Below are 26,768 nucleotides of genomic sequence, written 5' to 3'. Positions count from 1 at the left end.
CTTATTTTTCAATTCGATTTAAGGTAAGTTGGGATACCTGCTTGATTTCATCACCATCCACAACAATTTCAACCGGCATCTCCCTGCTCAGGAATCCCAAAAGACTTGCAGTAATACCATAAGCTCCCACATTTGGGACGTATACTAGATCTCCGGGCCGCAGGGCTGGCATTCTAGCGCTTTTGTTAAAGAAATCAAGTGGTGTGCATAAAGGGCCTACGACTTTGGCGGGCTCATGCCGATCAGCCGGCATTTCGGAAACTGGCAGAATATCGTACTGAACCCTGGGGATTCTCCCCAATCCTGCCATGCCTCCCAGATGATGAATACCGCTATCCAGAATGATAAAGCGACTGCCCTTGCTCTCCTTGATATCCATAACAGTACTGACCAACGTTCCGCTTGCGGCAGCCAGGTAACGCCCCGATTCAAACGCAATGGAGGGTTCTTCGCTTCTCCAGCCTGGCATAAGATCATCCAATGCAGATTCCAAACGGACCTTGAGTCCTCCAAAATTTGAGGGTGAACCTTCTACGGCATAGGGATACCCGAACCCTCCACCAAGATCCACGAATTTGAGCTTAATCCCGCATTCCCTGGCCAGTCTTGCCATAACCTGAATAGAAGACAGGAATGAATCCGAGAGCGTCTCAAAATTTCCGGTATTGGTACCGTTAAAGATATGAAAACCTGCAATCTGTACATTCTCACTTAGGTGTAATTTTTTCAATTCTCTCAGTAGTGCCTGTTCATCCGTTCCGAATTGGGAAGGCGTTCCTGTCATGGCCAGTCCGGCACCCGTATATTCCTGGTCAGGGTTGATTCGCATAATCGCTTGGAGCGGCGGGTTGCCATCAATGGCTACCGATCTCAATTTTTCTAGTTCCGTTAATGATTCTACTGAAAACCATCGAACCCCCATTTCCACCGCCCGCTGTAGTTCCGCTCTGCTTTTTCCAGGACCGGTATACAGGATGTCCGCCTTGTCGCCGCCGGCTTCCAGAACAACATGCAGTTCGCCAAGCGAGGACACCTCTGCCCAACACCCCAAATTTAGCAGTTCTTGGACAAGAAGAGGATGCGGATTTGCCTTCAGCGAGTAGAACAATATTGCCGGATTAGGCAAGGCCTGCCTCAGCATACTGCAGGAATGGCGAAGAATTTTAAGGTCGTATAGATAAAACGGACTGCCATACCTCGCCCTCAAGTCCTCGTAATCCAATCGCTTCACTCCTTTTTGATATCATCCAACAGCTTGTTTTTGTCTATTTTTCCATTCACGGATAGCGGCAGCTTGTTGGTTACATAGATGTGCTTCGGCATCTTGTAATCTTCGAGGCGCCTCCCTAATTCTTCGTTAATGCGATCGGAATCAAGAACCGATTTGGCAACCAAAATCGGCACTCTAGGGTTTCCTACAAGAACAAGTGCAGCTTGTTCGACACCATCTATGTCAACAGCAGCCAACTCTATCTCCGTAGGGCTAATCCGAAAGCCGTTCTGCTTGAACATATCATCTTTGCGAGCATGAAAGTATAAGAAACCCTCATCGTCCATCCAAAAGTAATCTCCCGTGTACAAACTACGGCCCAGCGAACCCATTTCACGGAAAAATTGCTCGGTCCGCTGCTTATCGTTCAGGTACCCCATCATAACATGCGGACCGTGAACAACAAGCTCTCCGACCTGGTATGGTGGAAGCGGCAACCCTTTTTCATCTACCACCGTGCATCGTGTTCCCGGTAGAGGCGTTCCTACAGAATTAGGTTTAGTGTTGAGATATTCTGGCTGAAGTATGGAGACCCGCTTACATTCCGTCAGCCCGTACATCAGATATACAAGACAATCTGGAAAAAATTTTCTCAGTCCCTCCAGATAGATCTGCGGAAATGCGGCTCCGGTATTAGTGATAAAGCGTAATGCGGGCAAATGTACCGTTCGTCTTTTCATTAACTTTATTAGAGCTTCTCCCATACTCGGCACAATTGGCAATCCGGTAATGCTCCATTGTTTTAATTTTTGAATAAGTACTGGACCAATATCAGCTCGTTGACCCAAAGCAAGTGTTGCGCCCTTACGAAATGCCAGAAAAACCTGATACATCCCATAATCAAAAGACAGAGGTAGGAAATTACCTATCACATCTTTACCATCAATCCTTAGACAAGATAGAATGCTTTCTAATACAAACAATATGTTGGCGTGATGGCATACAACTGCTTTAGGACGCCCCGTGCTTCCTGACGTGTATAGAAGACAGGCAATTTCATTGGAGGAGCCTCCTTGTTGAACCTGCACATTCTGAATGTCTTGACACGGCTCATCCGCAGCTACAGTACGCTCCAAAATGACTTTGATCCCTTTAACAGATGCTAGCTCCAATTCGACATAAAAGTCATCGGTCGTCAGCAGATAGGCGGCTTGCGAATCCTTGATGATATATTCTAACTGATATTTGGTTATGCTCTCATGCAAGAGGATATAGGTTGCTCCCACCTTCGATGCAGCAAAGATGGATGATATCAGGAACCTGCAATGTGATAGAAGCAAGATAATTCTGTCTCCGTCCCGAATGCCGCAAGCTTGCATATAAGCCGAGATGCAATCTCTTTCTTTGGATAACTGACTATAAGTAAACCAACCTTCGTCAGTAATTAAAGCGGTTTTATACGGATATTCTTGTGCCGAGTTCTCTAAGAGCTCACATAATCTTTTCAATTCAGCCCCTCGATTCCGGTAAATCTAGTAAATTAGACGGATTCAGTGATCTAACCTATAAGAATCGTATGTCGTGTATTTTCTGTTATAAGAAAGTATGTCTAATTTTAGAGTACTTAAATTAATCGTCCACCACATGTAAACATTAACCCCGAACTACCTTGCAGGATATTCTCGATTCAATGTCTTCTCCCCCTTCCTTTCGCTTCATTCATAAGCGTTATTCACTAAGTGAGAGGCCGTAATCAGAATACTGTTAGGTAATCGCTTCCAAAATTTTATTGATATTCTGCATACGGTTTCAAAATAGCCGGGGCTATCATCAATCTAGATACCAGACTGTACAAATTCTATGTCATATATTTATCATCCCTCTGATTAAAGAAGATTTAGTAATTTCTTAAAATTCTAGTTTATTTTGAAATACGGAGCAATAAAAATATATAAAATATGCAAAATTGAATGTATTCTGTAAATTTTTATAATTAATTTTGACTAATTTCCTGAAGTTCTTCTTCACTTTCAGCGTAAAACGACAAATCGTTTAGCAGATGGAACTAGACGCTCAAAATGACGGCCTGTGACTGGTAAAGTTTCTCCGCAACAGAGAAAATCAGATTTTTTGGATTTTCCCGGCTACTTCAAATGAATCGTTTCACTAAGAAGTTGCTCTAAGAGTATCTTTTCCGAATTGGCAATTCTTGCAACCTTTTCAGCTGCAGCTATTTTCACCAATTCATTATCGATGCTTTGCAAGTAACTTTTGTAAAGATAGCCTCTCAAAATCAACCATTCATCAGATAATGCGCTAAATTTTGAAGAATATTTCTCAGGAACACTATCGTTACAATTCTCACTAATGAAGTTAAGTGCTCTTGAGAAAAGGAATCTTCCGTTTGCAACTTTAGTTAATCTCACAAAAATAGGGCAACTGTTGACCTCATAATCTTCAAATTCATACTTTAAATCCAGACTAACTTTAATGTCCTCGCAAAACCAATCTATTCGGTTAAGGGTATTCTTATCCTTAAGAAATTGTAAATGAGAAGCTATGGCTTTACGCCAATTAGTAATTCCTGCATTTTCATCAACAATTGAGTAAGTTAGATAATTCTGAACACATCGATTAAAATCATCTGCCCCTATGATTTGATAGCTGTTAGAAAAGTTGCAGTCCATGCAAACAAATGAATTTTCATTTTCGATATACCCCAATACGGTGAAGGAATGTCCCGGAGCATCACGTTTAAGATAGTATGGATGCTCCCATGGTATCCAATACATATTTCCAAAAACAGTAACAGGAGTGCCTTTGCTGATCACTTTCTTTATTTCATCTGATGAAGCACCTTCAACGTAAGTTACTTTTACTCCATGAAAACGTTCCAAGTAAGTAAACCTATTTTCCCTTTTTCCTAAGGAGATTTTTTCTCCTAGTCGCACCTTTACATTATCTTGATAGTCAATTCCCCATGAATCAAGAAACATCATTTCATGAGAGCGTTTCATCCATTTTAGAACCGAACTCACTTCCGCTTCTAGACAGGTCATTTTTTTATCACCATGGGGTACTACTGCTATCATACAGCGTCTCCTCCATTTCTTTTTTAATACTTATTTTGCACATTGGAAAGGGTTACCGGTATTTTAACACCCTAAACCACCCTGTTTTTTACAATATACCATCAGATTATATTAATAATTTTTTTATGTTAAATTAGATAATATCTGTTATTTTCGAAGTATAACACTTTCAAAATTCAGGTTGAAACTTCTTTCTTTAATTGGTAATATTTCCTTAATGTAAAATAATTTTAAATTTAAATAGTTTGGTGATAACAATGATACAAATTTGTTCGGTTAAAACAAACGAGATCATTGCACCCGAGAATGCAACACAATGGCAAGACGATTCAAATCGTTACATGTTTGTCGAATCGATTGGTGATATTGCTATTGAATGGCGAAAAAAAAGAGAGCGTTTACAGTCAGGCGATATCGTAATAGGCCAACGTTTTTTCCTGGCGAATCACGGCCATTCTCCTGAGGCTATACGCGGGTTTGTGTTTGAATGGAAGGCTATTTCGCCGGATCAACTGCGGGAACCGTCTATTTTTCGTCGTCAAAGCACTTTAACACTGGAAATTGCTACTGCCGTTTCTCCTTTGTTCACGGAAGGCAATTGCACGTTAACGACCTTAATGGATACCGGACAACGTTGTCACCGGTTACTTCATTCCCTTCTTACAAAGCCAGGCAACTTGCCTGAAACAAGAACCGCAGCGCCTAAAGGCCGAATTGATCCAAGACTGCTTACTGTCAACCGCTACATCAGGGAGCATTATATGTTGCCGCTAACTTTACCAACATTAGCCGAACTCATCCGGTGTAATCCTGTCTATTTAAGCAACACCTATTCCAAAGTATTTCGGATCTCACCGATCAAGTATTTACAGCAATTAAAGATGTCAAAGGCGCAAGACTGGCTGTTGCATACAAACTGGAGTATCAATGACATTGCAAACCGACTTGGTTACGTATCGTCGTCTCAGTTCGCTGACCTGTTCAAAAGATACTACGGGGAAACTCCAACGAAATTTCGTCAAACGCACTTCTGCAAGCAACAAAGCATTAGCATCGTGGGGGAGGGATTGTATGAGCGCTGATTCCTTAGAACAGAATATCCGATTCAAACTGGGTAAAGTACTTGCTGTTCCGGCAGAAGATCTATCAGCAACGGAAGAATTAATTGCATGGGGCCTCGATTCCATTAAAACAGTTGAATTGATCGTTGAACTGGAAGAGTGCTTTGATATTACGTTCAGCGATGAAGAGTTGCTATTCGAAAATTTTGCTACCGTTCGGTTGATTGTCGATCGCATCCGGGGGAAGTTGGTGGCACCATCGTAAACATCCAACCGACTATTGATCCGTCTCCACTGCTCTGCGTTGGAAAAAGGAAGCTATATTGGTATTTGAACATCAATCAGGTTGTGATCTCCAGATAAGTCGGATCAATTTTGCCTTGTCTTAGGCGACCCACCGATACTAGTCCCTGTTCGAAAACGAGCAAGGGAAGCTTATCGCTCTTCTAGAAAACATGTTAAAATATCCACTCCGATCCGTTCTAATTTCGGCCAACGATTTTCCTTAAATAGCTTGCTTGTTTGTTACTTGACGCAAAACCAGGTAATCAAATAACAGGTAAAAAAAGCTTCCACCTCCACTTAAGTAGTGGTCTGGAAGCTTTCTTTATTGCTTGGGCCGGCCGATATACAAGGTCCGGCGGTCCACCGAACGCCGAAAGATGAGCCGTGTTAAGCCTTAAAACTTACCCAAGCCCCACCAGCATTCGCCGACTTCTCCTCCGCTTCGACCAGCGCCACCGAAGAGGCGGCGCTTTCCGGCGTGCAAATGACGATCGGTTTATCGTAGGTAATCGCCCCGATGAAATGCTTCAACTCCCGATAATAGCCGTCATCCGCGGCCAGTTCCGGCTTAAAGCCCGGCTGGTCGTTGGGATTTACGGTTACGGAGCTGCCGTCGAATACGATGTTCCCCCGTTCAAAGTTGACCCGGTACCCCATGTAAAAACCGAAATCCCCCTCCAGCGTCCAGTCTACTTGGGCGTTGATCACCTTGCCGTCCGGGTAGGCGTAGTGGGTGGACGCGATATCGTAGCCGCTGCCCGGGATGACATTGCGCCCGATGGCCGACACCTTCTCCGGGGCTCCAAACAGCCACTGGATCATATCAGCATCGTGAATATGCATATCCAGCAGAGCCGCGCCGCTTAACCGTTCGGTGAGAAACCAATCTTTCGGCGCTCCCGAGCCGCGGTAGAAATATCCGGCCGTCGGCTGGCCAAACCGTTGATCCTCAATCACTTCTTTCAGGTACTCGTAACCCGGCCAAAAACGCAGGCACTGTCCGATCATCAGCTTGCGGCCGTGCTTCTTGGCGGTCTCGGCCAATTGGCGGGCATCGGCGGAATAGCGGGCCATCGGCTTTTCGCAAAATACGTGATACCCGCGTTCCAAAAGCGAGCAGGCCATCTCCGCATGCAGGTAGGTGGGAACGGCCAGATCGATCATATCAAGTTGCTCTGCGGCAAGCATTTTTTCCACATGATCATACAGCCGGTAGGAAGACAGATCATAAATCTCCTGCCCCGTCGACATGTTGCCGTTCGCTTTGCTGTCCTTCAACTCATCGATCCTCAGATCGCAAATGGCCGCAAGTTCAATCGGCTCCCCTTCGGCCACCAGACGAACATAATTGTCAAAATGCATCCGGCCCATAAAACCGAAGCCAACCAATCCGATTTTCAGCATCGTGCTGCCTCCTTTAAAGTACACGTTCATAAAACTGCCTTTTCACGTTCATAAAACTGCCTTTTAAAGTTAATACGCTTCTCTGCGTCCCAGAATGGCATCCATCGCCGCCGAGGTATTGAAGATGATCTGTTCGGAATGATGTTCATAATGCGGGATCATTTCAGCCGTGACGTAATTGGTGTAGCCGGCCTCGCGCAGCGCGGCCACAACAGCGGGGTAATCGACATTGCCTGCCAGGAGGTCCACAAAACCATGCAGCCCACCGGCTTCGCGGCGATAATCCTTGAAGTGCACCTTCTTGATGCGCGGACCCAAGATGCGAACCCAATGCTCCGGATAACCCGAGTACAGAACGTTGCCGATATCCAAATAGGAACCGACATAAGGCGAGCCCACGGCGTCAAGAAAACCGCGCATTTCCAGCGGCGACAACAGGAATTTGTTCCACACATTTTCGATGCCGATGGAGACGCCGGCCTTCTCCGCTTCCCCCGCCAGCTTGCCGATCGCTTCCAAAGCGCGGTCGTAAGCCGCGTCGTAAGGCACCACCTCGGAGCCGGGAATAAAATCCACGCCGACCGCCCCCGGAATCACCAAAATCGTGTCAACCCCTAGCGCCGCCGCCAACTCCAATTGCTTTTTGCAGATGTCGGACGCCTTGATCCGGGTAGCCTCCTGCTCGCTGGTCATGGAATAAGACCAGTACAACCCGGTGGCCAGACCGCATATTTCCAAACCTGCGTCCTCCACCTGCCGGCGGATTTGGACAGCCTCTTTTTCCGTAATCTGCAGCCCAAGCTCGCCTTCCTCATTCAAGGACAGTTCAATCCCTTCAAAGCCGGCCGCCTTCGCCAGGCGCGCGCTTTCCGCAATGGTTGTCCCTTCGCGGAACGACCAGATGTTAATTCCCTTCTTCATCGTCCTTCCTCCCTATTTTGCATTTTTCCGTTAAGGTGATACCATAGTTATGAATTTTGTTTTTTTGTGTTTATACACTCATTATATTGACTCCAAGACATAATTTATTTAGCGAAAAAAGTTAATTTTTATCTCATTCCGTGATTTTGTGAGCAAGGAGGTTCTTCCCTTGAGTGAAAATCGCCCTTTATCCGTAAAAACGCGCACCGCCCCCTTCACGGCCTGGTCGCCCAACATTCATTACGCTCAATTTCAAACCCTCCCCCCATGCCGGTTTCCCGTAAGGAGGCTGTACGATTTCGAGCTGCTGTACGTCTGCCATGGCGAAATGGTCACGACCATGAATGGGCAGCGCTATCTGCTTTCGGCCGGGCAGCTCATCTTCCTGCCGTGCGGGGTCTACCATCAAAACGAAATTGTTTCCGCCCCTGAAGCCAAGCTGATGGGCATTCACTTTGATTTTTTCAGCGATGTTACGATTCAAAAGGAGGAGGATCTGCTGGTCCCCGAGGAAGAAATGGTGTGGGACAAGCTCGCCGCCGAGGCCGTGACGGGAACGGATCGAGGGCTGGCCTTTTCCGCGGATCCCATCTATTCGCCGTCTGTGGAGTGCGTTCAGGCGATGGAACAGCTTATCCATGAATTTGCCAGGCGTTCTCTGGGGTATGAGTTGGTATGCAAGGGGTTGATGTTGGAGATTTTGGCGCAATTGCTGCGTTCCCAAATGGCCCGCCGGATCGCCGGGGTTTCGGAGCACGGGGAGCGCATCAAACGCCTGGCGGAACGTATCGACGCCGCTCCTGCGGAGGACTGGTCGGGCAGACGGATTGCCGCTGAGCTGCAGATGAGCGTGGATCATGCCGCCAAGCTGTTCCGGCAAATCATCGGCGTGCCTCCCGGGGAATTCCTGCGCACCGTCCGGCATCGCGAGGCATGCAGACTGCTTCGGGATACGGACTGGACGATTGAAGAAGTAGGAGTTCAGGTGGGGTATTCCGATATTCATTATTTCAGCCGTTTATTTAACGCAAACGAGGGAATCTCGCCGCGCGCTTACCGCAAGCTTTCCCGGATTCTCTAAAGTACGGATTTGGCGCAAAGCGAAAAAAGGCCCTACGGCCAGCTTCATTCGCTGTTGCCGCCCGAGGACCGGCGAAGTATCATGGTGTAAGGTACGATCAGTTTGACCGGAACGGTATACCGGTTGTTCAGGTAATCCAGCAGCATTTTAACGGCAAACATGCCCATTTCCAGCTTGGGTACATGGATGGTGGATAAAGGGGGCGAGGTAAACTCCGATATTTCGATATTGTCCACACCAAAAAAAGCGATATCCTCGGGAATTTTCAGTCCCTGTTCGGCGGCCGCCCGCATCGCGGCAATCGCCATCATATCGCTGGCGGCAAAAATAGCCGTTGGCCGATCGTTATTTTTCTCGAAGGCCTGCTTGGTCAGCTCATAACTCAAAGAAACATCCCATTTTACATCGATCACCCAATCTTCCTGGATGGGCAATCCGGCCTCCTGCATCGCGCTTTGGTAACCGAGAAAGCGTTTCTCGCTGCGGAAATCATCATCGAGCTCCGCGCCGCCGATATAAGCGATCCGCCGGTGGCCTTGGGCAATAAGATATTGCACGGCTTCTTTCGCTGCGGCCGACCGGTCGTAGCTGACCACAGGGATATCCTTGTCCGCCAGATCAATCCCCACGATGATGCCGACGTTCGCTTTCAGCCACTTGTACGCCTCCTGCTCGATCCGTTCCACAATCAGCAGTCCGTCAAGGCGGCGTTCCTTCACCAAAGTTTGCAGCTGCTGGAGGTCGCCTTGCTTTTCCAGACTGTGCACAAACTCCAGACGCATTCCGGAAGCGGCCAGTTCTTTCTCGATCCCTTCCAGAATAATCGAAAAATAAGGATTGTTATATTTGTTCTGGGGCATCGCTACAACGCAACCGACCCGAAAACCGTGTTTGGGTTGGTTCTTTTTTGCCTTGGCGGCGCGCTGCGAATGATAGCCCATTTGCTCTGCCGTTTCCCAGATTTTTCGCCGTGTTTCCTCACTCACCGAGTGGTTGGCATCATTTTTCATTACCCTTGAAACCGTTGAGATCGACACTCCCACCTGTTCGGCTATATCTTTTAATCTCGCCATTTTTTAAGTTCCTCTCTACAATCCCGCTTCAAGTAATAAGGATATTTTATTTATGCAACTCGCAAAAAAATTGCGCAAAGTTGCGGCAAACTCATTTTATAGTTCATGCCATGATATGTCAAGTTCTCCCTAATTACCTGAGTTAGGCGGAGGCGGGCAGTTTTAGATTGGAAAAATCCAATAGAATGACGGTAATAAAATGCCTTTCTGAACTCTCATTGGAAATATCCAATAGATTTCGCTCAAGTCGCCCGATTTGCGCCCTGCTGAGTCTGATCTATTGGAAATATCCAATCAATCGGCCGTATGACCACTCAAGTTCCCATTCTATTGGATAAATCCAATGAGAATGATGATACCTCCCAGTTTCACTGTCAGAAAATGCCTCTCAACATATATTCATACTACGCAGGGAGGAAATAGGGAAAGGACCGGACCGAAAGGCCGGCCCCAAATTAAAGGCAAATCCTATCCAGCATGACGGTAACGGCCAACAAATCTGCCGACCCGCCAGGGCTGATATTTCTTGCGATGAAATCCTTATCCATAAGAAGAACCATTGATTTGCCCGCCTCCGTCAGCACCCCTCCGGCTTCTAATGCCCGGCGGGCATACTGCCGGACATACTCCAGCGTATCCAAATCTTGTCTAGCCACCACATTCGTATCCTCATTAACCGCCATTAAGTGAAGCAGGGTCTGCACGCAGATGTCGTTCATATGGTGCGTGTTCGCCGCCTTTAACTGCCGGAAAACCGGGAGTGATCCGTTTCTGACCGTGGGAAATCCCCTTTCCACTTCTCCGCGTATCCCCTTTAAGCCGTATTTACGGTACAGCCTCTCCCCATTGGAGAGTCCTGCGGATTTGTTCATGGATGCTAGCTCACTGCGGCTTAACCCTTCCGTCATGTTGGCGATCAGTCCGCAGAGTTCTTCCGCATCCAGCAGTTCCGTTTCAAGCACCGCCATGAGGTGTGCCGCGGCCGCGCATAAGATCCCGAGCGAAAATACAAGACCTTTATGGGTATTCACGCCTCCCGTGGCTTGAAACATCGTCCTTTCGGCTGCAATTCCGATGGGGCGCAAGCTGTTGAACAGTTCCTTAGGATGATCTCCCTGAAACTCCGCGCCCAACAACGCGCATTTGACGAAATAGCCGGATAAAGAGGCCGAACTCTCCATAAAGGTGAAAAAGTCCATATCCCGGTGAGCGCCGCAATTGAACCGGTCAACCAGGCCCGGTTTCGGGCTGGAGGAAACCTCAATTAGCAGCGACAGCACCGCCGTCCTTCCCAGCTTCCCGCTAATTTCCGTCTTCGGCATTTTCATCGATAGACATACTCCCCTTCCGTTTCCCCTCTTCCTTAATGGTTTTCCCGCAGCGAATATCGGCCCGCGAACCGCATGCTGCCTGAAAATAGGCATCAGCGATAGAACGAATGGCGTACAAAAGTTCATTTACGGAATGGGCCTTGCTTCTTCCGCAGATGTGCGCTTCCTGCCCGCACAACAGACACTTGCGGCGAGGATAACCCAGGTCGGTTCTGGAAATGGGTTGACCGGTTCGTCCCAAAACGTCGATATCCAGCAATCTGCCGAGAGGGTGAGTCGTCTCCATTTGAACGGCAAACTGCTTCAAGATCCGTTCATCCGCATTGACAACAATATATCCTTCGGGGCCTGTGATCAGGTCGTCTATCTGTTTAAAGACCGGGTTCAGATCGTTCGCGGCAAGCCGCTCAAGCAATGCATCGTAACCCTCCCGGAAAATCCGCCGGCTGGTCAAGGTGAATTTCTTCGGACCGGGAATATTGACCGTCATGGAAATCAGCGGCAGCGAATGGGCCAGAAGAAACTGCCTCTGCTTGGCCGCTCTGCGGTCCCGCGCTTCCAACATCTGTTCCAGCGTTACATTAAACTCATGCGTCATCGTAACCCTCCCCGTATGCAACGAATGACCTCACCAGCCTCGGGTGACTGCAGGAACCGGTAAGTGGTCTCTGGAACAAGCTCTTTCACCGCGTTCATATCATCCTTCCGGATCAGCTCCCGCACCCTTGACGCGCTAATCGCTTCCTGGCCGCTGCAAATCCGGGGCACTTCCTCCACTTCGATCCCCCATGCAGGAAGCAGCTTTTTCATGGTCTTGTTATAGGTTCGGGTTACCTTACAGTAGGGTTCCTCGCCGACAAACCGCTTGGTGATCTGCAGATGGGGCGCGATATGCCGTGAGAACAAGGTCAGATCCAGCTCGGCATGGACCTCGGCCGCATCCTCATCCTTCTTCAGAAAGTAAGACGGAAAGGTCGCGTCGGATATAATATAGTCCCGCCCTAGGTGAAGCACCACGTTGGATAGATGCTTGACGCCCTCCTCGATCAGCCTGTATCTGATCTCCTGCGGAAACACGGACCGGTCTTCCCATACCACGAATACGTGAAGCTTGTGTACCCTCGCGGCGGCGTATTCGATCAAATACCGGTGCCCCAGCGTAAAAGGATTGCCGTTGACAACCACCGCGCCTACAGCATGGACCTCATCCTCATGAACCCCTTCCTCTTCCCCGTCCCCGGACGCTCTCCTGAGCTCATCCAGATACCGGCTTAAGCCAACCTTCCGGTTCTCCAATAGAACAGCGGAAGGTGTCTCCGCAACGAGATGAAAGCCGAGTTCGGAGAATATCATCTTGTTTCTGGGTTTCGTAAAGATAAAGAGACGGGTTCTGCCTCTTCTATACTGCTCACGGATCAAGTGGTTCATAACACGGGCGGACAATCCCCTGCCTGCATACGCTTCGTCTACAGCGATACATTTCAGTACTCTTCCCGAAAAAGCCCCCGTTGCGACAATACGCCCCTCCTCTTCAATCGCCACCGCGTATTGGATGTCTTTATCCAACGTAAGACCCCGGGTCTTCAAAAAGGCAATCAGTCTGTCCTTGTCCCTGCCCGATTCCAGCTTAAGAACCTGCTCCTCCATTTCCAATATCCACATGCGAATTATTTCCTTGCGGCTCCCGTCTCCCGGGCGATTCGGATCACCGCTTCGCTGACGGCACGGCTCACGCTCTTGTCGAAGGCGTCCGGAACGATGTAATGTTCATTCCGTTCCTCATCCTTCACCAGCTCGGCGATGCCTTGAGCCGCGGCAAGCTTCATCTCGTCCGTAATATCCCGCACTCTTGCGTCCAAAGCGCCTCTGAAAATGCCCGGGAATACCAGCAGGTTATTGATCTGATTGGGGAAATCGGATCTGCCAGTCGCCACGATTCTTGCTCCGCCTTGATAAGCATCCTCCGGCATAATTTCCGGCACCGGATTGGCAAGGGCGAAGACGATGCTGTCCGGATTCATCGTTTGCACCATTTCCTTCGTCAACACCCCTTCAACCGACACCCCGATGAATACATCCTTGCCTTTAATGATCTCTTCAAGATTTCCTGTCTCGAAGTCTCTGTTCGTAACTTTCGCGATCCTTGCCTGGGCCTCGTTCATTGAGCCGGCGTTCTCCGAAATGGCCCCGTTAATATCGCACAGCACAATATGCTTCGCCCCCGCCGCAAGCAGCAATTTCGCGATAGCGATCCCCGACGCGCCCGCGCCGTTGATCACGACGCGTATGCTGTCCAAAGCTTTATCAACAATCTTCATGGCGTTGTACAGACCCGCGAGCACCGCAACGGCCGTTCCGTGCTGGTCGTCATGGTATACGGGAATATTCAGCGTTTCCTTCAGCTTATCCTCGATGTAGAAGCATTCAGGCGCTTTAATATCCTCCAGATGAATACCTCCGAAGCCGGGGGCGATGACTTGAACGGTTCTTACAATTTCATCCGGATCAAGGCTGTCGATACAGATCGGGAACGCGTCCACGTTGCCAAACTCCTTAAGCAGCAGCGCTTTGCCTTCTATGACGGGCAAGCCCCCCTCGGGGCCAATATTGCCAAGCCCCAAAACTGCCGTTCCGTTCGTTAGAATAGCGACGGTGCTGCCTTTAATCGTGTATTCATAGGCCTTTTCTTTGTCTTTGGCAATTTCTTTGCAGGGTTCCGCTACCCCCGGCGTATACGCCAGCGCCAGATCGTGCTTGTTATTAAGCGGCATTTTTGCGGCAATTTGCAGCTTGCCGTTGCTCACCCTGTGGGCCTGCAATGCCTCTTCCTTTATGCTCATTTGTCCCAACCTCCAGCATAAACATGTAATTGATAGCTCCAAATCTGTTCGGCTCTTATCGTTCCCTACTTGACCTGACGGATAACATCGATGACCGACCCGTCTCTGTATTTGACAACGCCTACGACCTTATCCGCCCACTTGATCGGCTCAGGATGGCCAACAACCCGGGTTGCCTTTTCCTTCAGCTCTTCGATGGACACAATCGGGAGTTTGGCCGACTTCAGGTTATTCAGCAAATCTTGCCGCAGCGGATTGACCGCAATGCCTTGGTCTGTTACCAGAACATCCACCGTATGACCCGGCGTAATGATCGTATTGACCTTGTCCAGAATCGATGGCATGCGGCCGCGGAGGAGCGGCGCGACAATAATGGATACGGCCGCTCCCGCCGCTGTATCGCAGTGGCCCCCGGATGCTCCCCGAATCATTCCGTCGGAACCTGTAATAACATTCACATTAAACTCCAAATCAATCTCAAGGGCGCTCAATACAACCACATCCAACTGGTGGGCCGCACATCCCGCGTTGTCGGGGCTCGCATAATATTCGGCGTCGATTTGGTGGTGGAACCTGTTGTTCTTTAAGGATTCCACCGCCCTCAGGTCAAAGCTCTGGACATCCAGCAGCCTGTGGATCAATCCTTCTTCATGGAGATCGACGATTTGCTGGGTAATTCCGCCGAGAGCGAAGCTGGCCTTGATGTTAGCGGCAAGCATCTTTTCCCGCAAGAACCGTGTAGTGGCCAGAGATGCTCCTCCGGATCCGGTCTGCATCGAGAAGCCGTCGTAAAAATAACCGGAAGCGCCGATCACGTCGGCCGCATGCCTTGCGATCAGCAGTTCCTTTGGATTGCTGGTGTACCGGGTTGCGCCCGATACAATTCCCTTGGGATCACCGATACAATCTACCACCACCACATAATCCACCTGAGACTCGGGTATCCCGAAGGGCACATTCGGGTAACTAACAAGATTGTCAGTAATGAGAACGACACTCTTGGCATGCTGGGCGTCTACTTTGGCATAACCGAGCGAACCGCACGCGGAAGCCGCATCGTTGCCTCGGGAATAGCCGTTGGCGTTTCCGTACGGATCGCAGGAAGGCACACCCAGGAAGGCGACGTCAATCGGACATTCTCCCGATGCGATAGCACGCGCCCGCCCTCCATGGGAGTTGATCGTGACGGGAATGTCAAACATCCCGCGGGAGTAAGCATGGGCAAGCTCGCCTCTCAGTCCGCTGGTTTCGATTCTGCGGACCACACCGTTTTGGATATGCTTTACCAGGGGGGCATGGATGTCGGTGAGGGAACTGGCCGCAACCGTAAGATCGCGAATTCCCATTTTGGCGATAACATCCATAACCATATTGACGATATAATCCCCGTTCCGGAAATGATGGTGGAAGGATATCGTCATCCCATCCTTTAAGCCGGTCGCTTCAATGACCTGTTCGATCGAGCCCATGACTTTATCCCTGGACGGGTTATGCTGGCGATCCTTCGATCTCTCCGTATTTTTATACTGGCCGTTGGCCGCTTTCTTGCGGTAGGGGACAAGTGATCCGATTCCGTCAATAAAGGATGGAATTTCTCGTCCGGCCTCGTTAAACATACCATTCACCTTTTTTCGCTTATATTTTTACGACAGCCGCCAGATCCAGCACCCTGCGGGCCCGTTCCACGATCGGTTTGTCAATCATCTTCCCGTTCAGGCTGATCACGCCGGAACCGTTGGCTTCCGCTTCTTCTATAGCTTCAATAACATGCTGCGCTTTCTCCACTTCATCTTCCGTCGGCGTATAGATCCGATGGACAATTTCGATCTGGCGCGGATTGATGATCGATTTACCGTCAAAACCAAGCTGCTTGATCAGCTTCACTTCCCCCGCGAATCCTTCATCATCCTTCACGTTGGAGAATACGGTATCGACCGCGGCTATCCCCGCTGCCCTGGCGGCGAATAAGACGAAGCTGCGGGCCGTAAGCAGCTCGATACCCTCCGGGGAACGGGTTGTCTTCAAATCCGTCACGAAATCTTCCGCGCCGATCGCGATCCCAATCAGACGGCTGCTCGCCGTGGCAATCCGCTCGGCGTTCAAGGCCCCCTTGGCGCTTTCGATGGCCGCAAACAGTTTAATGGTGCCGTGCGGCAAACCGGTCTTGGCCTCAATTTCGGATATCAGCTCATCCGCTTCAATCACATCTGCGGGCGTTTCGGTTTTGGGCAGCCGGATTGCATCCGGCTTGGCTCTTACGATGGCTTCGAAATCGTCTCTTCCGTAGGGGGTATTAAGCGGGTTGACTCTTACCAGGATCTCGGTGCCGCCGAAATCCAATGTCTTCAAGGCATGATAGACGAGAAGACGTGCGGCGTCCTTCTCATTCAGCGAAACCGAATCTTCCAGGTCAATCATTATGGAATCCGCGCCATATATATGAGCATCCCGGATCATTCCCGGGTTATTGCCGGGTACATAAAGCATCGTTCTTCTAAGCCTGCTCATTTATTTCTCCTCCCATGGGCGGAAGTCTTCAGCAACCGCACGGCCTACCGCCGTCTTGACTCTTGCTTGAATGGTGCAATCCAGGGCGCCTTTGTCATTGGCCCGCACCAATACGTCCTTGACTCCCAATCCTACGAGCGTTTCCCGGATTACTTTGCGGATTTGACCGCCAAATTGGTTTTCAACCGTGCTGACAAGCTCGATCTCGATCCCTCTGCCTTCATTATTTTCGACGGCAATGGATATGTCGCTTGATTCCAAAGTGCCTGCAATAGCCGCCTGTTTGATCTTCACATGAAACACCTCTTTTGATGATGTGCCGGTTGTAATGCCGGTTTACCAGGACTGGAAAATTTCACCGATCACCCTTGCCAATCCCGAGCCCGTAACCGGTTTGCACATATAATCGTCTATGATCAGACGTTCTTTGTACCGGGTAACCTTGTCTTCGACTAATCCCGTCACCAGAATGATCTTGATCCGGGGGTGCAGCGCCTTCATCCGTTCCGCAAGCTCCAGACCTTTAAGGTAAGGCATGGCCTGATCGGTAATGACAACGTCAAACCGGGATGGGTCCTGCTCGAAAATTTTCAGCGCCTCTATGCTGTCTTGCTCCGGGATCACCTTATAGCCCATCGACTCAAGGCTTCTTCTCATGGCCTTCAATACTTTCCAATCGTCATCGATCAACAGAATGCTTTTAGGCTCCGCAGCAACGGGCGGCAGATCGGATTGCCGGCCGGCAATCGGCGACCGTGCCTGAGGGAGGTACACCGTAAAGGTGCTTCCTTTCCCTATATCACTGTCGACAGTAATAAAGCCATTGTGATGCTTAATAATACCGTGAACGATGAACAGTCCCAGCCCTGTGCCTTCGCCGGCAACCTTTGTCGTAAAGAACGGGTCGAAGATTCGCGACATGGTGTCCTTGCTCATCCCGTGGCCCGTATCGGAAACGGAAAATTTCACATATGCGGCAGACGTATCGGTTGCTTCGTCCTGAATTTGCCCAAGCTCCTGTCCGGGCACATCCTCCAGCGTGACATTCAATACTCCGCCGTTATATTTCATGGCATGACAGGCATTGTTGCACAGATTCATAATTACCTGCTGAATCTGTACTTTATTGGCCAGAATCGCCGATGAGCCGCCCTTCTTTTCGAAAATCACTTTGATATTGGAGGAAATAATCGGCTTCACCAGGTTTAGCGTTTCAGCAATAAGCTCTTCTAAACTTACAACTGCATGCTTGCCTTTGCCGCTGTCGGAACGGCTGAAGACGAGAATCTGCTCGATGATGTTCCTGCCCTTCTCGGAAGCTTCGTAGATCTCGTTGACATACTCATGGATCTCATCCTTGGGGTCAAGCTTGTGCAAAATGATTTCCGAATAACCCTGAATCGGAGTCAACAGGTTGTTGAAATTATGGGCGATCCCCCCGGTAAGCATGCCGAGTTCCTGAAGCTTCTGGGAATGCAGCAGCTGCATATCTTTCTTCCTTAATTCCTCGTTGGTGGAATTCAGCTCCCGCAAATATTTGGTTTCCACTTCCAGTGCCGCTTTTTTCCGCTGAATCTTCATAATAATGAAGAAAGCGCAGGAAAGGATCAGCAGAATCATGGCAAAAATCTCGAGGAGGCTAATCCTGCTTTGAGCGACCGGGCCTTTAACCTCTTCATAATCCATAACGGCGGTAACGACCCAAAAGAACTCATTAAATCGGAGCCTGGAAAAAGATTCGAATTTCTTTGTTTTTTTGAAATCCTTATCCATCCACCAGTAAGAATTGTATTCCGCGGACCCTTCCTCCCGGCTCATCTGCATATCTATCAGCCTGTCCAGATCTTTGTAATCCAGGCTCGGATAGATCCTCTTCAAGGACTCAACGGACTTCCCGATATTGTCCTGTTTCGGGTTCATCAGATAAATCCCCTGAGCGTTTTTTACATGAATATAACCTTTCATCCCAACCTTGACGGGTTTGACGAGCTGTTCATACAAAGCGTTCAGATCCACGCTGCTGATCAGCATGCCTTCATATTCATTGTCCAGAAATACCGGGTGAATAATAGGCAAGACATACGATCCCGGCTGTTCAAGCTTCGCATCCCCAATCAAAGGTCGCTTTTCCTTCATGACCCGCTTTATGTCCTCTTTGAGCAGGTCATACATTTTTTGGGCTTCGGCATCGTTCATTCGGGGATAGGTGTTCACAATGCTTCCCGTTTTGTCGATCACACTAATGCTGTTAACCCGTTCTTTCTTGGCCTTGTAATAGGCTTCTATCGCTTGCTCTACAGGCCCGGAGTCACCGTCCGCCAAACCGGCAGCGACGCTGCGGTTTCCCGCCACAATTTCGAGATTGCGGATTTGTTCCTCAAAGGAAGCCTCCAGATTTTTGCTTGTCAATTTGGCTATGGTCAGCAGTTGTTCCTCTTGCTGGCGGATCACCGTCCGTTCGCTGTCCATATAAACCGAATAAGCCATCCGGACGAGGATCAGAACGATGAACGGAAGCGCAAATAATACTAAGTTATACAGCACACTTTTTCGTTTCAGCAGCTTTCTCATGTTGAAATGCATACAGGCTCATTCCCTCCGGGCTGTTCCATGAACGTTAAGAAATTGCTCAGAACGTCAGCCAGCGAAGCAGGAAGATAGCTGCTGTTACGGTAGCCGCGCCGCCCAGACGGGTGCACACCTGAGCGAAAGGCATCAGCTGCAGCCGGTCGCAAGCGGTCAGAATCGCCACATCGCCCGTTCCTCCCTGGCTGCAGCGGGTTCCGGTAATAATCGCCGCTTCAACCGGGTACATATTCATCCACTTTCCTACAAAATAGCCCGTTGCAACCATGGTGATGACGGTTACGGCAATGGTAATCAAATAAGCGGGACTCAATACGGAAATCAGGCTTTCCCAAGGTGTTTTAGCCACGCCCATACCAAGCAGCAGCGGGTAAGTTACAGCGACGACGAAGAAACGCTGCATCATTTGCGCTCCATCTTGAAGCTGCTTGGGCAGAAGATTGAAGTACTTCACAATAACAGCCGCGAACAGCATAACGATTACACCAGGCAGCCCAACAGCTTCAGCCGCCAAGTTCCCGAGCATGAAAAAACCGACGGCCATGACGGCACCTGTTGCCATTTGGTTCAGGTTGATCGGTTTTTTGTCCTTGTCTTCCGCATACTTTAATACATCGCTGTCTCCTGACTTGAGCAATGTGCCGTTCCCTGATAGTTCCGGTTTCTTCTGGCCCAATTTGTTCAGCAACCCCGATAAAATAATCGCGCATAAGCTGCCCAGCATCACTGCCGGTAGAACGGCCGCGAAATTTTCTTCCTGTGTCGTGCCAAGAATTTGGCTATAGCCAATGGACAGCGGAATCGCACCTTCCCCAACGCCGCCGGCCATAATCGGAACAAGCACATAGAAGAAGGTTTTGTAGGCGCCCAGCCCAAGCCCGATGCCCGTAAGCATCCCTACCCCCGTAGCAAGAAGAGTACCGGCAATGATCGGCACGAACAGCTTTACGATCGCATTCACCATTAAATCCCGATTCATCCCGAGAATGCTGCCGCAGATGACGATGGCAATGTACAGGTACAGGAAGTTGGTTTGTTCCATGAAAACGGTAACGGTATCAATGGCGGCTTGCGGCATCAGTCCGGCGTACACCATATAAGACGGTACGAATGTCGCCAAAATGGGAGCGCCTCCGAGATCCTTAAGGATCGGAATTCGCTTGCCGATTTCGCCCAGAATAAAACCATAAAGCACCATAATGGATGCAGCCCCGAGCATATCCTGCGGAAAATGGCCGCCGTGAATCAGAAAATAAACCACCAGCATAAACGGAATATACACACCTACCGGTATAACTCCGCCAATCCGATAACCTAACACCTTTTTCCACACCGGTTGCTGCTGCAGAGGGAGTTCTAACGGATTATTGATCATATTTTTCCTCCTTTACGTTAGGGATTTTTTTCACAACTTCATCATAAAGAGCAAAGCTTAAAGTATTCTGACTGAATCTTAAAATATTTTAAGAATCCCGCCATGCAAAAAAAAGCGGCCGGATCGGGAAATCTCCTAATCCAACCGCTTGTATTTCGAGCCTGTTTAATCCACAGCGAAACGGTATCCAATACCCCATACGGTCTGTATATGCTTGGGCTTCTCGGGGTTATCCTCGATTTTCATGCGCAAATGCCGGATGTAGACCATGATCGTATTATCGTCGATCACCGTTTCCTTCCAAACGTTTTGGTACAGCTGTTCCTTGCTGAATACTTGATTGGGATTCTCCATGAAAAATTTCATCAGCAGAGCTTCCTTGGAAGAGAGCGGCACTTCTGCACCGTTTTTATAAAATGTATAGGATTTCAAATTGAACAGGAACGGACCTTGAGTCAGCTTCGTATACGTGTCCTTTAATTCGATCAGCTCGCGGTAGCGCTTAATATGGTTTTTGACCTGTGCGCAAAGCACCGACGGACTGAACGGTTTCGTAATATAAGCGTCGGCTCCCAGACCAAAACCGATAATCTGATCTGTGTCTTCCTTTTTGCCGCTAAGAAAAATGATGGGTGTATAGATACCCATGGCCCGGGTTTTCCCAAGCACGTCATATCCGTTGAAATCGTCCATCACGATATCCAATATGATCAGATCAACAGCCTGGTTCCGGATTATACTGAGCGCATCGCTTCCGTTTTCCGCCTGAATCACCTGCATGTTATCGCTTTCAAGTACATTTTTGACAAGCTTTCGAATATAATCTTCATCGTCGGCGATGAGCACCTTGGCTTTACTCATTCCCTTGCTGCACTCCTTTGTCAAAAATCATGCCTCTCCCCTGTTAAGGAAACATCCGCTCCCTATTATAACATTAACTTGTGAATGAATACACAAGACATTGGCAAAAATGGGACAATTGGCTGGTATTAGGAATGAGCTCCCTGGAACGAAAAAAGCCCGCTCATGGAGCGGGCTTTTAGATACGTCACTTGATCTGTGCCGCCAAATCCTGAAGCGCGGCCTGCAGATCGCCCTCGCCCGCCAGCGGCAGCTTCAGCGCCTGCTCACCGTAGGTCCAGACGAGATCGGTTTTCTTCGCCGTAAATGGCGAAATTATGCCGAACTTCTGGGTGTCGAGGAAAATTTGATTCGCCTCGCCCGTGGTTTGCACATACGTGTCGGCTGCCGCTTTGTTGGCGGGCAAGGAATAGCCCTGCTTCGCCAGCGCAATCTGGCCTTCGGGACCCGCCAGCCAGGACAGCAGCTTATAAGCCGCCGCCTCATGTTTCGTATTCGCGCTGATCGCTACGCCGGCTGGCTGCACCACCGTCTGCGCCGTTTTAAACTTAGGCAGGTAAGTTATCCCGTAATCGATGCCCGCTTCTTTATAGTTTGTCGTATTCCAGTTGCCGCCCGGGTTCATGGCTACCTTTCCTGTGGTAATGCTTAGGTTCACCTGGCCGCCAAGCCCCTCAATCTGGGCGGGGGTCGTGTTGATCTTTTTGTTTTTCGTCAGATCGATAAACAGCTCAAGCACCTCTTGCGCCTCCGGGGTGTCCAGCGCCAGCGAACCGTCCTCGTTGACGAGCTTGGCCCCGTTCGACCACAGCTCCGGCTCAAGAAACCAGTCCATGGATGAGCCCGGAGAGATCGACATGCCCCACTGGACGATTGATTTGGCGTCAAAGCCAGCCTCGTCCGCGCTTTTGCCGTTTTTGTCGAGCGTCATTTTCGTCGCGATGTTGATGATCTCATCCCAGGTCGGTTCAAGCGATGGGACAGCCGCGCCCTGCGGATTTGTTTTGGGATCGTCAAACAGCGCTTTGTTGTAATACCAGACAATCACGTTGCCGTCGATCGGCAGCGATACCTGTTTATCTTTATATTTATGCAAACTCAGCAAGCTCGCATCGATATTGTTCAAATCAAACGAACCGGCGGACAGCAAACCGTCCAGTTCCTTATAGATGCCAAGCTCGGCGTATTTTTCAATGTAGGCATAGCTCGTTTTAAAAACATCGGGCAGCGTGCCGCCGGCGGCGTTCGCGGTCAGCCCGTCCCAGTAGCTGCCCCAATCCTTGCCTTCCAGCTTCACGGTGATGTTCGGATTGGCCTCCATAAATTGATCAAGCAGCTCTTGCACGCGCTGCAGTTCCTCAGCCGTTCCCCATTGGGAATACGTGATCTTGACGGGTTCTCCCGCCCCGCTACCGGCCGTTTGTCCGGCAGAATCAGAATCCGCCGGCGCCGCCGAGGGTTTATCCGCTCCTTGAGAGCAGCCTGCCAGCCCCATCACCAAAGTCAATATCAGAACCCAGCTGCCGATCAACCATCTGCGCTTTATTTTCAAGCGAAATCCCCCCTATTTGGATAGTGGAAAACAACAACCAAACCCCAGACCTCCGCTGAATTATCCTTTCGTTCCGGTCAGCACCACCCCCTCGACAATGTAGCGTTGGGCGAAGAGATAAAGCAGGCCGATCGGAATGATGCTGATGAAGGCTCCGGCCGCAAGCGCCGGGAAGTCCTGGCTGGTCTGGCCGATCAGCAGCTGCAGCCCCACGCTGAGCGTAAACTTGAGGTTGTCCTTGATGTACAGGAAGGGGCCGAGGAAATCAAGCCAGGAGTTAACGAAGGCAAAAATAATCGTGGTTATCATAATGGGCTTCGATAACGGCATCATCACCCGTGCATAAACCGTCCAGCGGTTCCCGCCATCCAAATAAGTGGCTTCATCCAGCTCCAACGGAATGGTCAGGAAAAACTGGCGAAACAAATAAATATAGTATGCGCTTCCAAGCCATGCTGGAACGATGAGCGGCAACCATGTATCGATCCACCCGAGTTTGGTATACAACACATAGGACGGAATCATCATGATGGAGGGTGGAATCATCAAGGTCACGAGCACAATCGCAAACAGCTTGTCCTTGCATTTCGCCCTGAAGCGCGAGAATCCGTAGGCCGCAATGGAGCTTGAAAGGACGGCCCCGAGGACGACAAGAATGGAGATGGCAAAAGAGTTTTGAATCCAGCGCCACATCAGCGGCTGTACGGCAAACAACCGTTCAAAAGCTTCAAAGGTAAAATGTTCGGGCAATAAAGCGGGAGGCACTTTGTAGGTCTCCGCCTTGGTCTTCATCATCGTGGAGAGAAGCCACACCAGAGGTCCGGCAAACAACAAAAGCGTTGCCGATAGCAGCAAATACTTGGATAAGATCGCAGCGAAACTGCTTTTTCGTCCATCATTCATTCGTGTTCCCCCTAATTTTCGGCTTCATAGTAAACATACCGGTTGGATAATTTCATGAGCGCGGCGGTCACCAAAGCGATCAGCACAAACAGGAAAAGCGATTGCGCCATCGCCATGCTGAACTTTAGATCGGTAAATGCGGATTTATAAATGTTGTAGACGAAAGTGTAGGAGGCATAGTTCGGTCCGCCTTTGGAGAGCAGCATGGCTTCCGTAAACATCTGGAAGTTGTACATCGTTTGAATAATGACCACGAACAAAATGGACGGGCTGATCATAGGAAGTGTGATCGAAAAAAATCGCCGGACATCGCTTGCTCCGTCCAATTCGGCTGCTTCATACAGATGCCGGGGAACATTTTTTAAGGCGGCCAGGAAGATAAGCACGCCGCTGCCGGAAATCCACACCTGAAGCAGGATGATAACCGGCTTGATGGTATGCTCTCCGCCAAGCCAATCGATCTTTTCCGCGCCAAATATACCAAGCACCGCGTTCAATATCCCGAATTCCGAGTTGAACACCAGCCGCCAGATAATCACGGTGGCTACAATCGGCACCAAAGTGGGCAAATAATAAAACGTCCGGTACAAGGCGATTCCCTTCACCTTGAAATTCAGCAGCACCGCCAGCAGCAGCATCCCTACGCAGACGATCGGAACCCCGATCATCACAAAAAACAGCGTATTTAGCAGGCTTTTGCCGAAGATGGGGTCGCTCAGCATTTCGGCAAAGTTGCCGAGGCCGATAAATTGATATTTGACCGCACCCGGCAGCTTTGCATCCGTAAAGGCGTAGAAGATAGAGGTGCCGAACGGAACCAGAAAAAAGACGGTAAACCCGATGATCCAGGGCAGGATAAAAAGAAAGAAAACCAATGTGTCATATTTGCGCAATTGGTTCATCACGACACCCCGTGATTGGTTAATTCCTGCAGATAAACGTAGCGCTCCTCGGTAATTGATTTTTCCGCGGCCAAAGCGATCAGCAAAGCATTCCTTCCCACCTCGGCGCTGGCAAAAGGCTGCCTGTTGCTGCGGATGCATTCCAGGAAATCAATGCGCTGAGCTTGCCCGCCGGTGTGTCCGCCCATAATCGAGTCCGAAATGACGTCGATGTCGAGATGGTCCCGGGTGGAATTCTCCCCGCCGGCGATATCGATCGTTTTGTCGTTTTTCACCACCATCTGCGCGCCATTGCTGCCGATCAGGCCGATTTCCAGCCCGTCTCCCAGCAAATTCATCGGCTTCAAGTAAAGGCACAGACCGAGGTTGGCCTTGCTTCCGTTATCGTAGTCGATCGTAATAAAGGCGTGGTCCACAACCGTCGGATTGTCGATATTTTTGGCCGGATAATGGCTGTATGAATTGGTGATCAGGTTCGGCTGCCCCTGCTTGATCATGTGCTGTCCGCCGGAGGCAAACACCCGAACCGGGCCCGCCCCAATCATCCAGTTGAAAATATCAAAGTGGTGGCAATCCTTCTCCACGATCGATCCGCCCGACTTCGTCTTATCATAAAACCAGTCCGCCGGCGGAAAAGAATCACGGAATTCCTTGCACCACATCATTTTCACCTCGCCGAGCCGCCCCTTCTCCACTTCATGCGCCAGTCTGCGGTAGACATTCGAATAGCGGTAGACCAAACCGATCTGCAGGAGGCGCTGATGCTTCTCCGCGGCCGCGATGATGGCATCGCAATCTTCCAGTGTGTGCGCGACCGGCTTTTCCAGAAAAACATGCTTACCCGCCTCCAGGAAAGCCACCGCGACCGGCCGGTGCATATAGTTCGGCACGCTGATGACGACGGCATCCAGATCTTCCTTGTCCAGCAGCTCGCGGTAATCGGAGCAGATAACCGGCTTGCTGTTATGAAGTTCCATTAACGCCCGGGCTACGTTCCCTTCGTTCATATCGCATATGTACCGCACCTCACAGTCGTCCAGTTGGTCAAACCCCAGGGCGTGGTGCGATCCCATATCGCCAACACCGATAAATCCCATTCTGATCTTCTCCATAGCAGCACACTCCTTTTTCGCATTGATTTGCCGCAAACAACTCAATTGAATACATGATAGAATCTCCGTGTTTTTCCTTTAAGGGATACAGAGTTAGCGAACGTCATCTTAAAAAAATATTGATCTCACGCAGACACGCTGCTGCTTAGATCCCGTTGTTCTATGCACTCTTGATCTTGTAACGCAGGAAAAACCGGCTTCACGCAATACGCAAATTTTATGAAATATTATACGTGTATTTGCGGCAAATTTAGTATTATTGAATTTAATTATTGCATGTTTTTTTTGTTTGTCAACGATTTTTTCGCCATTTTGTTTGCGCCTTTTTGCACATGGAGCATTGCCCCCATATGGCTTGGTTGGCATTATCCCAAGCACGCAAAAAAACATGCCTCCTCGACGAAGAGCGCATGTTTACAGAAAAAATTCAATATTTTGAATTTACCTGACCGCCAAAAGCATAATGATTCCGTTAACACTTCTAAACGCCACTAGCGTTGCATTCACTTTTGCTCAAACTTTCCCGTAAAAACTACCCGGAAATCTAACGGTTGTAACAGCGGCTATTCTCCGAAAAAAGACCTTTTCTAAATTCTTACGGTTGTGAGCGCCGTTATTTGTCTGAATCTAAGCAAAAATAGCCGGATTTCAGTGAAATAAGCACCATGGCA

Annotated in this window: 23 protein-coding genes; 3 read left to right on the top strand and 20 right to left on the bottom strand. The window is 49.4% G+C overall.

The genetic code is table 11. The features are described 5' to 3' along the window. Position 1: 1 nt before the first annotated feature. The 3 genes from NYE69_RS14710 to NYE69_RS14700 all read right to left on the bottom strand — a co-directional run bounded on the left by NYE69_RS14710 (position 2) and on the right by NYE69_RS14700 (position 4,302). The gene (locus NYE69_RS14710; protein WP_340926757.1) at positions 2 to 1,222 is read right to left on the bottom strand and encodes a decarboxylase; all 1,221 of its coding nucleotides are present in this window, start codon (positions 1,220 to 1,222) and stop codon (positions 2 to 4) included. Positions 1,223 to 1,227: 5 nt separating this feature from the next. Next, positions 1,228 to 2,718: a class I adenylate-forming enzyme family protein gene (locus tag NYE69_RS14705; RefSeq protein ID WP_340926756.1), complete on the bottom strand. Its 1,491-nt coding sequence runs from the start codon at positions 2,716 to 2,718 to the stop codon at positions 1,228 to 1,230. 636 nt (positions 2,719 to 3,354) lie between these two features. Next, the gene (locus NYE69_RS14700) at positions 3,355 to 4,302 is read right to left on the bottom strand and encodes a C39 family peptidase (protein ID WP_340926755.1); all 948 of its coding nucleotides are present in this window, start codon (positions 4,300 to 4,302) and stop codon (positions 3,355 to 3,357) included. A 257-nt stretch (positions 4,303 to 4,559) separates the two neighbouring features. Between NYE69_RS14700 and NYE69_RS14695 the strand changes: the two genes are divergently transcribed. Further along, positions 4,560 to 5,384 (top strand): helix-turn-helix transcriptional regulator, encoded by an 825-nt coding sequence (locus tag NYE69_RS14695; protein WP_340926754.1) that lies wholly within the window; start codon positions 4,560 to 4,562, stop codon positions 5,382 to 5,384. Continuing rightward, entirely contained in the window at positions 5,374 to 5,628 is a 255-nt protein-coding gene (locus NYE69_RS14690; RefSeq protein WP_340926753.1) for an acyl carrier protein, read from the top strand. The genes NYE69_RS14695 and NYE69_RS14690 overlap by 11 nt, the downstream gene beginning before the upstream one ends. 407 nt (positions 5,629 to 6,035) lie before the next feature. Here the strand turns inward: NYE69_RS14690 and NYE69_RS14685 are convergent, their stop codons facing one another. Beyond that, a complete protein-coding gene (locus NYE69_RS14685) occupies positions 6,036 to 7,052 on the bottom strand; it encodes a Gfo/Idh/MocA family protein (protein ID WP_340926752.1) in 1,017 nt (338 codons plus the stop codon). Positions 7,053 to 7,121: 69 nt separating this feature from the next. Beyond that, entirely contained in the window at positions 7,122 to 7,973 is an 852-nt protein-coding gene (locus tag NYE69_RS14680) for a sugar phosphate isomerase/epimerase family protein (RefSeq protein WP_328270776.1), read from the bottom strand. A gap of 169 nt (positions 7,974 to 8,142) precedes the next feature. On the opposite strand from NYE69_RS14680, the gene NYE69_RS14675 reads away from it, so the two are divergent. After that, positions 8,143 to 9,054 (top strand): helix-turn-helix transcriptional regulator, encoded by a 912-nt coding sequence (locus tag NYE69_RS14675; protein ID WP_328270775.1) that lies wholly within the window; start codon positions 8,143 to 8,145, stop codon positions 9,052 to 9,054. Between the two features lie 44 nt (positions 9,055 to 9,098). Here the strand turns inward: NYE69_RS14675 and NYE69_RS14670 are convergent, their stop codons facing one another. The 15 genes from NYE69_RS14670 to NYE69_RS14600 all read right to left on the bottom strand — a co-directional run bounded on the left by NYE69_RS14670 (position 9,099) and on the right by NYE69_RS14600 (position 26,097). Beyond that, entirely contained in the window at positions 9,099 to 10,127 is a 1,029-nt protein-coding gene (locus NYE69_RS14670) for a LacI family DNA-binding transcriptional regulator (RefSeq protein ID WP_328270774.1), read from the bottom strand. A 455-nt stretch (positions 10,128 to 10,582) separates the two neighbouring features. After that, entirely contained in the window at positions 10,583 to 11,455 is an 873-nt protein-coding gene (gene citG, locus NYE69_RS14665; protein ID WP_340926751.1) for a triphosphoribosyl-dephospho-CoA synthase CitG, read from the bottom strand. Further along, positions 11,430 to 12,056 carry a citrate lyase holo-[acyl-carrier protein] synthase gene (gene citX / locus NYE69_RS14660; RefSeq protein ID WP_340926750.1) on the bottom strand — a complete coding sequence of 209 codons (627 nt, stop codon included), beginning with the start codon at positions 12,054 to 12,056 and terminating at the stop codon, positions 11,430 to 11,432. The genes citG and citX overlap by 26 nt, the downstream gene beginning before the upstream one ends. Next, positions 12,053 to 13,120 carry a [citrate (pro-3S)-lyase] ligase gene (citC, locus tag NYE69_RS14655; protein ID WP_340926749.1) on the bottom strand — a complete coding sequence of 356 codons (1,068 nt, stop codon included), beginning with the start codon at positions 13,118 to 13,120 and terminating at the stop codon, positions 12,053 to 12,055. The genes citX and citC overlap by 4 nt, the downstream gene beginning before the upstream one ends. 5 nt (positions 13,121 to 13,125) lie before the next feature. Then, entirely contained in the window at positions 13,126 to 14,298 is a 1,173-nt protein-coding gene (locus tag NYE69_RS14650; protein WP_328270772.1) for an NAD(P)-dependent malic enzyme, read from the bottom strand. A 65-nt stretch (positions 14,299 to 14,363) separates the two neighbouring features. Next, positions 14,364 to 15,914 (bottom strand): citrate lyase subunit alpha, encoded by a 1,551-nt coding sequence (gene citF, locus NYE69_RS14645; RefSeq protein ID WP_340926748.1) that lies wholly within the window; start codon positions 15,912 to 15,914, stop codon positions 14,364 to 14,366. A 19-nt stretch (positions 15,915 to 15,933) separates the two neighbouring features. Then, positions 15,934 to 16,806 carry a citrate (pro-3S)-lyase subunit beta gene (gene citE, locus NYE69_RS14640; RefSeq protein WP_340926746.1) on the bottom strand — a complete coding sequence of 291 codons (873 nt, stop codon included), beginning with the start codon at positions 16,804 to 16,806 and terminating at the stop codon, positions 15,934 to 15,936. Further along, complete coding sequence (gene citD / locus NYE69_RS14635; RefSeq protein ID WP_326047978.1) at positions 16,807 to 17,100, bottom strand: citrate lyase acyl carrier protein; 294 nt, start codon at positions 17,098 to 17,100, stop codon at positions 16,807 to 16,809. 42 nt (positions 17,101 to 17,142) lie between these two features. Further along, complete coding sequence (locus NYE69_RS14630) at positions 17,143 to 19,389, bottom strand: ATP-binding protein (protein ID WP_340926745.1); 2,247 nt, start codon at positions 19,387 to 19,389, stop codon at positions 17,143 to 17,145. Positions 19,390 to 19,435: 46 nt separating this feature from the next. Continuing rightward, a complete protein-coding gene (locus NYE69_RS14625) occupies positions 19,436 to 20,767 on the bottom strand; it encodes a 2-hydroxycarboxylate transporter family protein (protein ID WP_340926744.1) in 1,332 nt (443 codons plus the stop codon). Between the two features lie 165 nt (positions 20,768 to 20,932). After that, a complete protein-coding gene (locus NYE69_RS14620; protein ID WP_340926743.1) occupies positions 20,933 to 21,628 on the bottom strand; it encodes a response regulator transcription factor in 696 nt (231 codons plus the stop codon). A gap of 187 nt (positions 21,629 to 21,815) precedes the next feature. Further along, positions 21,816 to 23,180, bottom strand: a complete 1,365-nt coding sequence (locus NYE69_RS14615; protein WP_340926742.1) for an ABC transporter substrate-binding protein — start codon at positions 23,178 to 23,180, stop codon at positions 21,816 to 21,818. Positions 23,181 to 23,240: 60 nt separating this feature from the next. Beyond that, on the bottom strand, positions 23,241 to 24,083 hold the full coding sequence (locus NYE69_RS14610) for a carbohydrate ABC transporter permease (RefSeq protein ID WP_340926741.1): 843 nt from the start codon (positions 24,081 to 24,083) through the stop codon (positions 23,241 to 23,243). A gap of 11 nt (positions 24,084 to 24,094) precedes the next feature. Next, positions 24,095 to 24,985 carry a carbohydrate ABC transporter permease gene (locus tag NYE69_RS14605; protein WP_340926740.1) on the bottom strand — a complete coding sequence of 297 codons (891 nt, stop codon included), beginning with the start codon at positions 24,983 to 24,985 and terminating at the stop codon, positions 24,095 to 24,097. Beyond that, the gene (locus NYE69_RS14600) at positions 24,985 to 26,097 is read right to left on the bottom strand and encodes a Gfo/Idh/MocA family protein (protein WP_340926739.1); all 1,113 of its coding nucleotides are present in this window, start codon (positions 26,095 to 26,097) and stop codon (positions 24,985 to 24,987) included. Before NYE69_RS14600 ends, NYE69_RS14605 begins: the two co-directional genes overlap by 1 nt. Positions 26,098 to 26,768: the final 671 nt, after the last annotated feature.

It is taken from the genome of Paenibacillus sp. FSL R5-0527, from assembly GCF_038008055.1.
Classification (GTDB): domain Bacteria; phylum Bacillota; class Bacilli; order Paenibacillales; family Paenibacillaceae; genus Fontibacillus; species Fontibacillus macerans.
This window is presented reverse-complemented; position numbering and strand designations above follow the sequence as displayed.

Bases quoted from the DNA above. Each gene is read 5' to 3' on its own strand.
- citC (WP_340926749.1), bottom strand. From the start codon at position 13,120: ATGTGGATATTGGAAATGGAGGAGCAGGTTCTTAAGCTGGAATCGGGC.
- NYE69_RS14620 (WP_340926743.1), bottom strand. From the start codon at position 21,628: ATGAGTAAAGCCAAGGTGCTCATCGCCGACGATGAAGATTATATTCGA.
- NYE69_RS14650 (WP_328270772.1), bottom strand. From the start codon at position 14,298: ATGAGCATAAAGGAAGAGGCATTGCAGGCCCACAGGGTGAGCAACGGC.
- citX (WP_340926750.1), bottom strand. From the start codon at position 12,056: ATGACGCATGAGTTTAATGTAACGCTGGAACAGATGTTGGAAGCGCGG.
- citF (WP_340926748.1), bottom strand. From the start codon at position 15,914: ATGTTTAACGAGGCCGGACGAGAAATTCCATCCTTTATTGACGGAATC.
- NYE69_RS14680 (WP_328270776.1), bottom strand. From the start codon at position 7,973: ATGAAGAAGGGAATTAACATCTGGTCGTTCCGCGAAGGGACAACCATT.
- NYE69_RS14695 (WP_340926754.1), top strand. From the start codon at position 4,560: ATGATACAAATTTGTTCGGTTAAAACAAACGAGATCATTGCACCCGAG.
- NYE69_RS14670 (WP_328270774.1), bottom strand. From the start codon at position 10,127: ATGGCGAGATTAAAAGATATAGCCGAACAGGTGGGAGTGTCGATCTCA.
- NYE69_RS14685 (WP_340926752.1), bottom strand. From the start codon at position 7,052: ATGCTGAAAATCGGATTGGTTGGCTTCGGTTTTATGGGCCGGATGCAT.
- NYE69_RS14625 (WP_340926744.1), bottom strand. From the start codon at position 20,767: ATGATCAATAATCCGTTAGAACTCCCTCTGCAGCAGCAACCGGTGTGG.
- NYE69_RS14630 (WP_340926745.1), bottom strand. From the start codon at position 19,389: ATGCATTTCAACATGAGAAAGCTGCTGAAACGAAAAAGTGTGCTGTAT.
- NYE69_RS14600 (WP_340926739.1), bottom strand. From the start codon at position 26,097: ATGGAGAAGATCAGAATGGGATTTATCGGTGTTGGCGATATGGGATCG.
- NYE69_RS14690 (WP_340926753.1), top strand. From the start codon at position 5,374: ATGAGCGCTGATTCCTTAGAACAGAATATCCGATTCAAACTGGGTAAA.
- NYE69_RS14610 (WP_340926741.1), bottom strand. From the start codon at position 24,083: ATGAATGATGGACGAAAAAGCAGTTTCGCTGCGATCTTATCCAAGTAT.
- citG (WP_340926751.1), bottom strand. From the start codon at position 11,455: ATGAAAATGCCGAAGACGGAAATTAGCGGGAAGCTGGGAAGGACGGCG.
- NYE69_RS14605 (WP_340926740.1), bottom strand. From the start codon at position 24,985: ATGAACCAATTGCGCAAATATGACACATTGGTTTTCTTTCTTTTTATC.
- citE (WP_340926746.1), bottom strand. From the start codon at position 16,806: ATGAGCAGGCTTAGAAGAACGATGCTTTATGTACCCGGCAATAACCCG.
- NYE69_RS14700 (WP_340926755.1), bottom strand. From the start codon at position 4,302: ATGATAGCAGTAGTACCCCATGGTGATAAAAAAATGACCTGTCTAGAA.